Here is a 12,298-nt window from a genome sequence, read left to right as displayed (position 1 = left end):
TCGGCCGCGGCGCCGGCGCCCGAGCCGATCCGCATGCCGGGGCGGCCACCGCGACCGCTGCTGGTGCATCCGCGCGAGCTGCCGCGGCGCGGCCTCGGCAGTGCCGAGGGCCGTGCGGCGTTCATCCACGCCATCGCCCACATCGAACTCAACGCCATCGACCTGGCCTGGGACGCGGTCTATCGCTTCCGCGGCCTGCCGCCGGCGTTCTACGCCGACTGGGTGGCGGTGGCGGACGACGAATCGCGCCATTTCGTGCTGCTGCGCGACCGCCTGCGCGCGCTGGGCCATGCCTACGGCGATTTCGCCGCGCACAACGGCCTGTGGGAGATGTGCGAGAAGACCGCCCACGACGGCCTGGCGCGGATGGCGCTGGTGCCGCGCGTGCTGGAGGCGCGCGGCCTGGACGTGACCCCGGGCATGATCGCCAAGCTGCGCGCGCTCGGCGACGACGCCACCGCCGACATCCTGGAGATCATCCTGCGCGAGGAAGTGGCGCACGTGGCCGCCGGCTCGCGCTGGTATCGCTGGTACTGCGCGCAGGCCGGGATCGAGCCGCGCGCCCGCTTCGCCGCCTTGCTGCGCGAGTACGCCGGCGGCTACCTGCACGGCCCGTTCAACCTGCAGGCGCGCCTGCTGGCCGGGTTCGACGAGGACGAATTGCTGGCGCTGCAGCAGCAGGCCGGCTGAGGCGGCGTCCTCCTGCGGCATGGCGCCCGGGTCGCGTCAACGCGCAGGCGGCGGCATGAACGCCCTTGCGTGCGTTCTGTGACGCCTATCTCCGAGCGGAGACCCCGCTGCATTTGTTGCTTGCGCTGAACGGTTGCTGAGCGGCTAATCGAACTCCCCCGCGCGGCCTCCCCCGTCTCCGGCCGCGCGCGGGGCGACGTTCGTCCCTACTCACCACCCAGGAGTCCGACATGAAGTCGATGTGCAGCCTTACCGCGATGCTTGCCCTGTGTGTCGCCGGTTCCGCCTCCGCAGCCGGAACGCCCCTGTTCCAGAGCAGCCAGTACGTCTCCAAGTCCATCGCCGGCGAGCCGGCGCTGAGCCGCCTGCTGGCCAATCCCGCCACCGGCGCGGTGCAGCGGGTCGGCGTGAACGCCGCCGCGGTCACCGCCGGACAGAAGCAACTCGAGCTGGACCTGCTGGGCCAGCGCATCACCGCCACGCAGTTGAAGACCGAGCAATTGGAAGGCGGCAACAGCATCTGGTACGGCAATCTCGGCAATGCCGCGGTGGCGCGGACCCGTGCGCTGTCCGGCCTGGATCCGCTGAACTCGGCGATTCTGGTGCGCAGCGGCGACACCATCACCGGCAGCATCCGCAGCAACGGCACGCTGTTCCACCTGCGTCCGATCGCCGGTGGCGGCCATGTGCTGGTGGAGGTCGACGAACGGCGCATGCCGGCCGAGCATCCGGCCGACTACGCGCTGCTGCCGACCGTGCAGATGCCGCAGTCGGTGATCGACGAACGCGTGACCGCCGCCGGTGCCTCGTCGGGTTCGCCCGCGACCATCCGTGTGCTGGTGGTGGCGACCAACAAGGCGGTGACCAGCTACGGCGGCAACATGCAGTCGCTGGTGCAGTTGGCGGTGGCCGAGTCCAACCAGGGCTACACCAACAGCAACGTCGGCATCACCATGCAGCTGGCCGGCTACGAGACCACCAACTACACCGAGTCCGGCGATTTCAACACCGACCTGACCCGCTTCCGCGGCACCAGCGACGGCTACATGGACAGCATCCATACCTCGCGCAACAACACCGCGGCCGACGTCGGCGTGCTGATCATCGACAACTCCGCCTATTGCGGCCTCGCCTCGGGCATCGGTTCCACCGCCGCCACCGCGTTCGCGGCGGTGTACTGGGATTGCGCCACCGGCTACTACAGCTTCGCCCACGAGATCGGCCACCTGCAGAGCGCGCGCCACGACGTGGCCACCGACTCCAGCACCTCGCCGTACGCCTATGGCCACGGCTATCGCTACGGCAACAGCTGGCGCACGATCATGGCCTACAACTGCACCAGCAGCTGCCCGCGGCTGAACTACTGGTCCAACCCGAACGTGTCCTACAACGGCGTGCCGATGGGCAATGCCAGCACCGCCGACAACCAGCGCGTGCTGGTCAACACCAAGGCGACGGTGGCCGGGTTCCGCTGAGCCGGCCCGCGCGTGGCGCAGGCCGCCTGCCTGCGCCACGTGCGGCGAAGACGGCAGGAGCGGGCGCGGCGGCGTCCGCTTCGGCTATGCTGGGAAGCGGTACCGGCGCGGCCGGTGCCGACCGACTTCCTGGGATCGACGATGTTCAAGCGCATGCGACTGCCGGCCGCGCTGCTGCTGGCGATGCTGAGCGCGGGCTGCGGCCCCGCCCCCGATCGGCAGACCGATACGCCGTCGCCGACCGCCAAGACCGACGCGCCGCGGGCGACCCCGCCGGCCGCACCGGCCGACACCTTCGACGGGAACCGCGCGATGGACGTGTTGCAGGCGCGCCTGTCGGCCGATCATGCCTATCCCGATCTGCAGTGCCTGGGCTACGTTGTCGAGGACGGCGAGGGCGCCGCCTCCCCGGCAGCGTCTGCAGCGGCCGCACCCGAGGCCGCCGCGCCGGCGGCGATCGAGATCGCCGTACGCGAGAAGCACGGCGACGGCTGCCCGGGCGACCCGCAGACCGAGCCGGTCCGCGACCGCTTCCGTGTCGAGCGCTCCGGTGCGATCCAGTGGTACGACGTGGTCGACGGCGACTTCGTCGAATACGCGCAATGGCGGCAGCAGCAAGCCGGTGGCGGCTTGCCCTGACAGGCGGATTTTCGCACCGCGCCGCGCGCGTGGTCGCGGCGCTGCGCGGCCAGGAAACGCGGGTGGAGGACGGTGGCCCGGATGTGGGCGGTGTCGACGTCGCGGCCCGGATTGTCAGGCCTGATTCCGGACTGCCATGAGGTGGGCGGAGACGACCCGGTGCACTGGGATGCCGTCATCGGCGGCCCTGCGGAATCCGGGGCCGAAGCGCTATTCGGCGCCGTTCTGCAGCCGCGCCGCGGTCGCAGGGAAATGCGTTGCCGCGAAGTGCCGGGTGCGCATCGCCGGGCTGCCCGCGGCCGTGCCGGACGCCGGCGCTAGAGCTGTTGCAGTTGGCAGCCCTGCGCGTCCACGCGCAGCACCGAACCCTGTTCGTACCAGTCGCCGAGCACGATGCGGGTGCAGGCACGGCCCTCCACGTCCAGCGCATGCACCGCCGGCCGGTGGGTGTGGCCATGGATCATCCGCGCCACGCCGTAGCGGGCGAAGGTGGCGGCGACTTCGGCCGGGGCCACGTCGGTGACGGTTTCGAACTGCGCGCTGTCGTCCTGTTTCAACTCGGCCTGGCGCGCCTGGCTGGCGGCGCGCGCCTGCTGCGCGTAGGCGATGCGCGCGGCCAGCGGCTGCGCCAGGAACTGCTGCTGGAAGGCCGGGTCGCGGGTCTGCGCGCGGAACGCCTGGTAGGCGGTGTCGTCGGTGCACAGCAGGTCGCCGTGCAGCAGCAGGGTCGGCTCGCCGTACAGATCGATCACGCAGGGATCGGGCAGCAGGCGCAGGCCGGCACGCCGCGCGTAGTCGGCGCCGAGCAGGAAGTCGCGGTTGCCGTGCATGAAGAACACCGGCACCCCGGCCTCGTGCAGCGCGTGCAGCTCCACCGCCACCGCATCGGCCGCCTCGGACGGCGTGTCGTCGCCGATCCAGGCCTCGAACAGGTCGCCGAGGATGTACAACGCCTCGGCCTGCCGCGCCTGCCCGCGCAGGAAGTCGAGAAACAGCGCGGTGATCGCCGGCCGTGCCGGGTCCAGATGCAGGTCGGAGATGAACAGCGTGGTCATTCGGCCATTGTAGTACCGCCGGGAATGGAGAAACGGGAATCGGGAATGGCAAAAGCCCTCGCCGTTCCTATTCCCTATTCCCGACTCCCCATTCCCAGCCTCATACCAACCACAACGACACGCCCGCCAACAACGTGCCGATGCCGGTGGCGGCGAGCACGTCGCTGGGGTAGTGCAGGCCCAGCACCACCCGCGACAGCGCCACGCAGGCGATGAAGGGCACAAGCAATGGCGCCAGCCAGGGGTAGTAGGCCAGGGCGACGATGCCGAAGGACACCGCGTGCAGGGTGTGGCCGGAGGGGAAGCTGAACTCGTCCAGCGGCGCCACCCAGGCGCGGATGCGCATATCGGCGGCGTACGGACGCGGGCGGCGGGTCCAGCGCTTCAGACCCTTGTACAGGCTCAGCGCGACCACGCCGGTGGCGGCCATGTGCGCGGAGGCGAACACGCCGTCCATGCCGTCGCACAGCACCAGCAGGGTCATCAGCGCGTACCAGAACACGCCGTCGCCGAGGCGGCTGATCACCGCGAAGAAGCGTCGCACCGAACGCCGCCGGCACCAGTGGTTGGCGCGCCGGCACCAGCGGGTCTCGTGCCCGCGCAGGATCTCAAGCCGCGTCGACATGCGTCCTCCGGGTGTCCGCCAGTTGGTTGAGCAGGGCATCGAAATCGGCCACCACGCGCTCCGGGCGCAGTTGCTGCATCGACGCGCAGGCCGCCTCGCCGAGGCGCTGGCGCAGCGCGTCGTCGCTGCCCAGGCGCAGCGCGGCGGCGATGAAGGCCTCGTCGTCGGCCACCGCCGCACCATTGATGCCGTCGCGCAGGTATTCGCGTGCCGCGCCGTAGTCGAAGGCGACGGTGGCGACGCCACTGGCCATCGCTTCCAGGGTCACGTTGCCGAAGGTCTCGCTGCGGCTGGGGAACAGGAACAGGTCGCCGCTGGCGAAATGCCGCGCCAGCGCGTCGCCGCGCTGGATGCCGCAGAAAATGAAGTCGGGATTCTCCTGCGCCAGGCGCTCGCGCAGCGGGCCGTCGCCGACCCAGACGAAGCGCGCCCGCGGACGCTGCTGCTGCAACTGGCGGAACGCGCGCACCGCCAGCGGCAGGTTCTTCTCCGAGGCGATGCGGCCCACGTAGAGCACCGCGCAGTCGTCGTCCTGCAGGCCCCACTGTGCGCGCAACTGCGGATCGCGGCGCTGCGGCTCGAACTGCTTGCTGTCCACCGCGCGCGCCAGCAGGCGCACCCGCTCGAAACCCTGGGTGGCGAGGAAGTCGCGCAGTTCGCGGGTCGGCACCAGGGTCGCCTGGGCCTGGTTGTGGAAGCGCCGCATCCAGCGCAGCGCGGTCGACTGCAGCCAGGCCGCGCCGTACTGCGGCAGGTACTCGTCGAAGCGGGTGTGGAAGCCGGTGGCGATCGGAATGCCCAGGCGCCGCGCGCTGCGCAGCGCCGACCAGCCCAGCGGGCCTTCGGTGGCGATGTACACCGCATCCGGCGGCGCCGCCTGCCACAGCTTGGTCAGGCGCCGCGGCGCGGGCAGGCCGAATTTCAATCCGGGGTAGCGCGGCAGCGCGGCACCGCGCACCAGCCGCAGATCCGCCGGGTCGGCGTCGCCGGCCTGGCGCGGACGCACCACGTCGACCGTATGGCCGCGCGCGCGCAGCCCCAGTTCCAGCCCCTGCACGGTCAGCGCGACGCCGTTGACCTCAGGGGGATACGTCTCGGTGACGATCGCGTAGCGCATGCGGGGGCTCCGGTTTGACAAAGCCTCGCGCAATGCAGTGAAGCGAACATGTCCAGCGCATGTAGGAACGATGACGCCCACGCCGGGCGTTTAGGTGCGCTTGCATCATCAGGCGACCAGGTGCAATGGCCTGCAGGCGAGCGAGGCCTTACCCGTGTCGCTTCAGCTCAAGCAAACCACCCAATCCCCATTCCCGATTCCCCAATCCCGGCTTTCAAGCCACAAATGGACGGAAATTGATCCCCAACCCGGCCATGCCCTCGACCTCGCCGATCAGGTCGGCACGCTGCAACGGCCGCGACTCGATCCACGGCTGCGACAGGATCAGGTGCAGGTTGGCGCCGTCGGCCTTCAGTTCCAGCGCCGGGATCGGGTCGGCCTCGTGCGCGCGGTGCAGCAGCACCGCCAGGCGCAGCAGCGCGGCCTTGCGCTTGGCGCTGAGCAGCAGGCGGTCGGGCAGCGCGTCGAACGCGGTCTTGGACACGTTGCGGCGGTGCGTGCGCACCAGCGTGGCCAACACCTGCTGCTCCTGCCGCGAGAAGCCGGCGATGTCCGAGTGCTCCAGCACGTAGGCGCCGTGCACGTGGTACTGGCTGTGCGCGATGGCCTGGCCGAGTTCGTGCAGGCGCGCGGCCCAGCCGAGCATGCGCGCGTCGTCGGCATCCAGCGCCCAGTCGCCGGCGACCTGCTCGAACAGCGCCATCGCGGTGTGCTCCACGCGCGCGGCCTGCGCTTCGTCGATGCCGTAGCGCTGGGTCAGCGCGGCGATCGCGGTTTCGCGCGGATCGTTCTCGCCGCCGCGGCCGAGCATGTCGTAGAGGATGCCTTCGCGCATGGCCGCCTTGCTCACCATCAGCCGTTGCAGGCCCAGGGCCTGGAATGCCGCCTCCAGCACCAGCACGCCGCCGGCGATGATCGGCCGGCGGTCGGCGGACAGGCCGGGCAGGTCGATGTCCTCGATGCGCTTGGCCAGCAGCAGGCGGTCGCGCAACTGCGGCAGCGCCTCGGCGGTGATCGCGCCCTTGGTCAGCTTCATCGCCGCGCAGATCTCGCCGATCGCCTTGTGCGTGCCCGACGAGCCCAGCGCCTCGTGCCAGCCCAGCGCACGGTACTGCCCGGCGAACTGCTGGAACTCGGCGCCGATCTCGGTCAGCGCGTCCTTCCACTTCTTCTTGGACAGCTTGCCGCCCGGGAAGAAGCGCCGCGTGCTGGCGATGCAGCCGGCCTGCAGGCTCTCGCGTTCCAGGGTCTGGAAGCCGCTGCCGATGATGAATTCGGTGGAGCCGCCGCCGATGTCTATCACCAGGCGGCGTTCGTCCGGCTTGGGCGGCTGCGCATGGGCCACGCCGAGGTAGATCAGGCGCGCTTCCTCGCGGCCGCTGACCACTTCGATCGGATGGCCGAGCGCGGTTTCGCCGGGAATCAGGAAGGTCTGCGGCGAGCGCAGCTGGCGCACGGTGTTGGTGGCCAGCGCGCGCACCCGCAGCGAGGGCAGGTCGCGGAGGCGCTGGCCGAAGCGCGCCAGGCATTCCAGCGCGCGCTGTCGCGCCTCGGTGGACAGTCCGCCCTTGTTGTCCAGGCCGTCGGCCATGCGCACGGTCTCGCGCAGGCGGTCCACCACCCGCAACTGCCCGAGCTGGTAGCGGGCGATGACCATGTGGAAGCTGTTGGAACCCAGGTCGATGGCGGCCAGCAGGTCGCCGTCGCGCAGCGGCGGATGAGTGGGGGAGGTGGCAGGCATGGCGGAATGGTAGCCGATGCGCGGCGCGCGCCGTTGGCGCTGCGCCGCGGTGTGCTCAGAGCCCGTCGAGCAGGGCCAGCTGCGCCGAATGCGGCGGCTGGTCCTGGCCCGGGGCCAGCTTGCGGTAGTTGCCGTCGGCGTCCAGTTCCCAGGCGTTGAGATTGTCGGCCAGGTAGTTCTGCAGCACCTCGCGGTGGATGCGCTTGACCAGGTCCGGATCCAGGATCGGGAAGCCGGTCTCCACGCGCCGCAGCAGGTTGCGTTCCAGCCAGTCGGCGCTGGCGCAGAACAGTTCCGGCGCACCGTCGTTGCCAAACCAGTAGACCCGGCTGTGCTCGAGGAAGCGGCCGACGATCGAGCGCACCCGGATGTTGTCGGAGACGCCCGGCACGCCCGGGCGCAGGGTGCAGGCGCCGCGCACGATCAGGTCGATCTTGACCCCGGCCTGCGAGGCCGCGTACAGCGCGCGGATCACCTGCGGCTCGTTGAGCGCGTTCATCTTGGCGATGATGCGGCCCGGGCGGCCGGCATGCGCCAGCTTGGTCTCGCGCTCGATCCGGTGCAGCACGCCCGGGTGCAGGGTGAAGGGCGATTGCAGCAGGCGCTTGAGGCGGATCTTCGGCGCCAGCCCGGACAACTGCTGGAACAGCAGGTGCACGTCGTTGCCGATGTCCACGTCGGCGGTGATCAGGCTCAGGTCGGTGTAGGCGCGCGCGGTGCCGCTGTGGTAGTTGCCGGTGCCCAGGTGCACGTAGCGGCGCAGCTTGCGGCCCTCGCGGCGCACGATCAGCAGCATCTTGGCGTGGGTCTTGTAGCCGACCACGCCGTACACCACCTGCACGCCGGCTTCCTGCAGGCGGTCGGCCAGGCCCAGGTTGGCCTCTTCGTCGAAGCGCGCGCGCAGTTCCACCACCACGGTGACGTCCTTGCCGTTGCGCGCGGCCAGCACCAGCGCATCGACGATCGCCGAATCCTTGCCGGTGCGGTACAGGGTCTGCTTGATCGCCAGCACGTTGGGGTCGATCGCGGCCTGCTTGATCAGGTCCAGCACCGCGGTGAAGGCGTCGAACGGGTGGTGCAGCAGCACGTCGCCGGCGGCGGCGATCTCGAAGATGCCTTCGCTGTCGCGCAGGGTGCGCGGATTCATCGCCGGATACTTCAGGTCCGGGCGCTGCACCAGGTCGTAAACCTGGTTGACCCGGCTCAGGTTGACCGGGCCGTTGATCCGGTAGACCGCGTTTTCCGGCAGTTCGAAGTTCTGCAGCAGGGTGCGCACGATCGATTTCGGGCAGTCCTCGGCGATCTCCAGCCGCACCGCCGGCCGGTAGCCGCGGTTGACCAGTTCGTCGCGCAGCGCCAGCGCCAGGTTCTCCACTTCCTCCTCGTCCACCACCAGTTCCGAGTTGCGGGTGACGCGGAACTGGTAGGAGCCCATCACCTCCATGCCCGGGAACAGCTCGTCGACGAAGGTGGACAGCACCGAGGACAGGAACACGAAGCTCTGGCCGCCCTCGGCCAGGCTTTCCGGCAACTGGATGATGCGCGGCAGCGAGCGCGGCGCGCGCACGATCGCCAGGTGGCCGACGCGGCCGAACGCGTCGGTGCCCTTGAGTACCACCACGATGTTCAGCGACTTGTTGAGGATCTTCGGGAACGGGTGCGCCGGGTCCAGGCCCAGCGGCGACAGCACCGGCATGATCTCGTTGCGGAAGTAGGCGCGCAGCCAGCGCTTCTGCCGCGCGTTCCAGGAATGCCGGCCGAGCACGCCGATGCCGGCGTCCTTCAGCGCCGGGCGCAGCACCTCGTTCCAGCAGCGGTACTGCTGGTCGACCAGTTGCGCGGCGCGGTCGTGGATCGAGGTGAGGATGGCATTGGGGCTCATCCCGTCCGGTGCCGGCGGCAGCCCGAATTCCTGCGCGTGGCGCACGGTGGCGGCGCGGATCTCGAAGAACTCGTCGAGGTTGGTGCAGGAGATGCACAGGAAACGCAGCCGCTCCAGCAACGGCACCTGCGGATCCTGCGCCTGCGCCAGCACCCGGAAATTGAAGTCCAGTTGCGACAGCTCGCGGTTGATGTACAGCGCGGGGTCGCGCAGCGGGTCGCTGGGAATGTCCGGGGGCGGCGTGGGCGGCAGGGCAGGGGCGCGGCGGGGCATGGTGTCTCTCGTTAGGCGGAGGTCAGGGTGGCATGGTCGTGCCGCGGATGCACGCGCCCGGCGCCGAAGTGGCAGGAGAAGGTGCTGCCCTTGCCGACTTCGCTCTCGATCTCCAGCCGCGCCTGGTGCAGGCCGAGGACGTGCTTGACGATCGACAGGCCCAGGCCGGTGCCGCCGCTCTCGCGCGAGCGGCTGCTGGAGACGCGGTAGAAGCGCTCGGTGATCCGCGGCAGGTGATGCGCGGGAATGCCGTAGCCGCTGTCGCGCACCGCCAGCACCGCGCCATCGCCCTCGCGGGCGAAGGTGATGCGGATGGTGCCGCCGGCCGCGGTATAGCGCACCGCGTTGGTGACCAGGTTGGAGAAGGCGCTGTGCAGTTCCTTGTTGGAGCCGACCAGGTCGCAATCGGCTTCGTCGTGGACCTCGATGCGGTGCCGGCCCTGGCTGTGCGCCTCGGCCTCGCGGCGCAGCGTGGCCAGCATCGGCGCCATCGCGATCGACTCCTCGTTGGCGTGTTCCTGCGATTCCAGCCGCGACAGGGTCAGCAGATCCTCGACCAGCTGGGTCATGCGTTGCGACTGCTTGCGCATCTCGGCGATCATCGGCCCCGAATCCGGAAAGTCCTCCGGGTCGAGCATGTCCAGGTAGCCGTGGACCACGGTCAGCGGCGTGCGCAACTCGTGCGAGACGTTGGCGACGAAATCGCGGCGCACCTGCTCCAGTTGCAGCAGCTTGCTGACGTCGCGCGCGACCAGCAGCCAGTGGTCGTCGGAATAGGGAATCAGGCGCAGGTTCAGGCGCAGGCGGTCGTCGACCGGGGAGGGCATGTCCAGCATCGGCTCGGCGTTGCGGCCGCCGCTGAGCCAGTGCGCCAGCGGCATCGGCTGCAGCCGCTCCACCACCGGCGCGCCGAGGTCGCTGGGGTGGCGCAGGCCGAGCAGGGTGCCTGCCGCTTCGTTGAACCACTGGATGCGCTGGCTGTTGCGGTCCACCACCACCACCGCGTCCGGCAGCGCCGCGGCGGCGGCGCGGTAGGCGCGCAGCATGTCCAGCAGGCGCCGCTTGCGCACGCGCATTTCCGCCTGGCTGCGGTACAGCAGCCGGTCCAGTTCGTTCCACACGCCGGTGCCGGCCGGCGGCTCCCAGCGCTGGCGCGCGGTCAGCCGCCGCAGCACCCGCCGCAGCCGCCAGTAGTGCCAGCCCATCACCCCCAGCGACATCAGGGTCAGCGCCATCCACACATGGCCGCCGATCCAGCCGATCAGCAACGCCAGCAACAGCAGGCCGGCGAGCGTGCCGAGGGTCTTCAACCAGGCGGAGCGGATGTGGCGGGGCATCGGGAACGCACTCTGTCGCAAAGGATCGTGATCCGTCCGCCGTTATAGCAGGCGAAGGCGGCGGTCAGATGGACGCAGAGAAGCGATAGCCGGAACCGCGGACGGTCTGCACCATGTTTTCCACCGAGAACGGCTCCAGCGTCTTGCGCAGGCGGCGGATGTGCACGTCGATGGTGCGCTCTTCCACGTAGACGCTGCCGCCCCAGACGTGATCGAGCAACTGCGCGCGGCTGTAGACGCGCTCGGGGTGGGTCATGAAGAAGTGCAGCAGGCGGTACTCGGTCGGGCCGATCGGCACCGGCGCCTCGCCGGCGAACACCCGGTGCGCGGCGCCGTCGATGCGCAGGCTGCCGACCGAGACGCTGCCGTCCTCGTCGTCCTCGCGGGTGCGGCGCATCACTGCGCGGATCCGCGCCAGCAGCTCGCGTGCCGAGAACGGCTTGACCACGTAGTCGTCGACGCCGGCCTCCAGGCCGCCGACGCGGTCGTTCTCCTCGCCGCGGGCGGTGAGCATGATGATCGGCACTTCGCGGGTCATCGCATCCTTGCGCCAGCGCCGGGCCAGTTCCAGGCCGCTGGTGCCGGGCAGCATCCAGTCCAGCAGGATCAGGTCCGGGACCCGGTCGGCGATCGAGGTCTGCGCTTCGCGGGCATCGCCGGCGTGCACCGGCTCGAAGTCGCCCTTGCGCAGGGCGAACGCGACCATGTCGCGGATGGCCGGCTCGTCGTCGACGATCAGGATGCGTTTCTGCACAACGGCACCGTGGAACTGGGGAGGAAGGTCGCCAGTAGACTACGGTTTTATTACGTTTGAGTGACGCCTGCCACGGGCGCGTTTCAGCGCCGTTGCATGTCAGGGTCCTGTACGCCCTGGCGGCGCAGTTCCAGCACCGTCGGGGTGATCGCGGCGATGCGGGCGTCGATGCGCGCGCGCGCCACGTAGTCCAGGTCGCTGCGCTTCTTCAGGTTGCTCAGCTGGATCAGGGCCTGCTCCGGATGCCCGTTCAGGTACGCCGCCTCGGCATACGCCTCGCCGGCCCGGGTGTCGTCGCCGGCCAGTTCGCAGGCACGGGCGAAGGTGCGCTGGAACACCGGGTCCTCCGCGGCCGCCCCGAGCAGCGGCCGCAGCACCGCCTGGGCGCGCTGGCCGGCCTGGCGGCCGCCCTGTTCGTTGAGGGCGGTCGCGTAGCTCAGCGCCACTGCCCGGTTGCTGGGCATGCGCTTGACCAGCGCCTCGAAGCGCTGGTCGGCGGCCTGGTTGCGGCCGGCCTTGGCCTCGGCCTCGGCCACCGCCACGGTCAGCCACCAGTTGTCCGGGTGCGCCTGCAGCAGGCTTTCCAGCGTCTGCGCGACCTCCTGCGCACTGCCGCCGGCACGCAGCCGGGCCAGTGCCAGGCCATAGCGCTGGGCATCGCTCAGGCCCTGTTTGCTGCCCTGGCGCAGGCCTTCGTACTCGCGGATCGC

General features: G+C 70.2%; 10 protein-coding genes and 1 pseudogene. 3 read left to right on the top strand and 8 right to left on the bottom strand.

Annotated features, from left to right (window positions below):
- The 3 genes from D588_RS0120965 to D588_RS0120955 form a co-directional block, all read left to right on the top strand.
- The coding region (locus D588_RS0120965) for a ferritin-like domain-containing protein (RefSeq protein ID WP_017917393.1) at nt 1-690 on the top strand (690 nt) is incomplete at its 5' end.
- 230 nt (nt 691-920) lie between these two features.
- Nucleotides 921-2,165: a zinc-dependent metalloprotease gene (locus D588_RS0120960; RefSeq protein ID WP_010341104.1), complete on the top strand. Its 1,245-nt coding sequence runs from the start codon at nt 921-923 to the stop codon at nt 2,163-2,165.
- Nucleotides 2,166-2,306: 141 nt separating this feature from the next.
- Nucleotides 2,307-2,804, top strand: coding sequence for a hypothetical protein (locus D588_RS0120955; RefSeq protein WP_017917392.1), 498 nt, complete (start codon nt 2,307-2,309; stop codon nt 2,802-2,804).
- Between the two features lie 317 nt (nt 2,805-3,121).
- Here the strand turns inward: D588_RS0120955 and lpxH are convergent, their stop codons facing one another.
- The 8 genes and pseudogenes from lpxH to D588_RS0120915 form a co-directional block, all read right to left on the bottom strand.
- On the bottom strand, nt 3,122-3,859 hold the full coding sequence (gene lpxH, locus D588_RS0120950; RefSeq protein WP_017917391.1) for a UDP-2,3-diacylglucosamine diphosphatase: 738 nt from the start codon (nt 3,857-3,859) through the stop codon (nt 3,122-3,124).
- Nucleotides 3,860-3,959: 100 nt separating this feature from the next.
- Nucleotides 3,960-4,484, bottom strand: a complete 525-nt coding sequence (locus D588_RS0120945; protein WP_017907843.1) for a phosphatase PAP2 family protein — start codon at nt 4,482-4,484, stop codon at nt 3,960-3,962.
- The gene (locus D588_RS0120940) at nt 4,468-5,601 is read right to left on the bottom strand and encodes a glycosyltransferase family 1 protein (protein ID WP_017907842.1); all 1,134 of its coding nucleotides are present in this window, start codon (nt 5,599-5,601) and stop codon (nt 4,468-4,470) included. The genes D588_RS0120945 and D588_RS0120940 overlap by 17 nt, the downstream gene beginning before the upstream one ends.
- Before the next feature lie 214 nt (nt 5,602-5,815).
- Nucleotides 5,816-7,342, bottom strand: a complete 1,527-nt coding sequence (ppx, locus tag D588_RS0120935) for an exopolyphosphatase (protein WP_017907841.1) — start codon at nt 7,340-7,342, stop codon at nt 5,816-5,818.
- 55 nt (nt 7,343-7,397) lie between these two features.
- On the bottom strand, nt 7,398-9,497 hold the full coding sequence (gene ppk1 / locus D588_RS0120930) for a polyphosphate kinase 1 (protein WP_017907840.1): 2,100 nt from the start codon (nt 9,495-9,497) through the stop codon (nt 7,398-7,400).
- Nucleotides 9,498-9,508: 11 nt separating this feature from the next.
- Nucleotides 9,509-10,834: a phosphate regulon sensor histidine kinase PhoR gene (gene phoR / locus D588_RS0120925; protein WP_017917390.1), complete on the bottom strand. Its 1,326-nt coding sequence runs from the start codon at nt 10,832-10,834 to the stop codon at nt 9,509-9,511.
- A 64-nt stretch (nt 10,835-10,898) separates the two neighbouring features.
- Entirely contained in the window at nt 10,899-11,588 is a 690-nt protein-coding gene (gene phoB, locus D588_RS0120920) for a phosphate regulon transcriptional regulator PhoB (RefSeq protein WP_017907838.1), read from the bottom strand.
- An 83-nt stretch (nt 11,589-11,671) separates the two neighbouring features.
- Nucleotides 11,672-12,298 (bottom strand): annotated as a pseudogene (locus tag D588_RS0120915) (M48 family peptidase); the annotation flags it as partial.

It is taken from the genome of Xanthomonas sp. SHU 308, assembly GCF_000364645.1.
GTDB lineage: Bacteria > Pseudomonadota > Gammaproteobacteria > Xanthomonadales > Xanthomonadaceae > Xanthomonas_A > Xanthomonas_A sontii.
The sequence above is the reverse complement of the archived record's forward strand: the minus strand, read 5'-3'. Positions and strand labels throughout refer to the sequence as shown.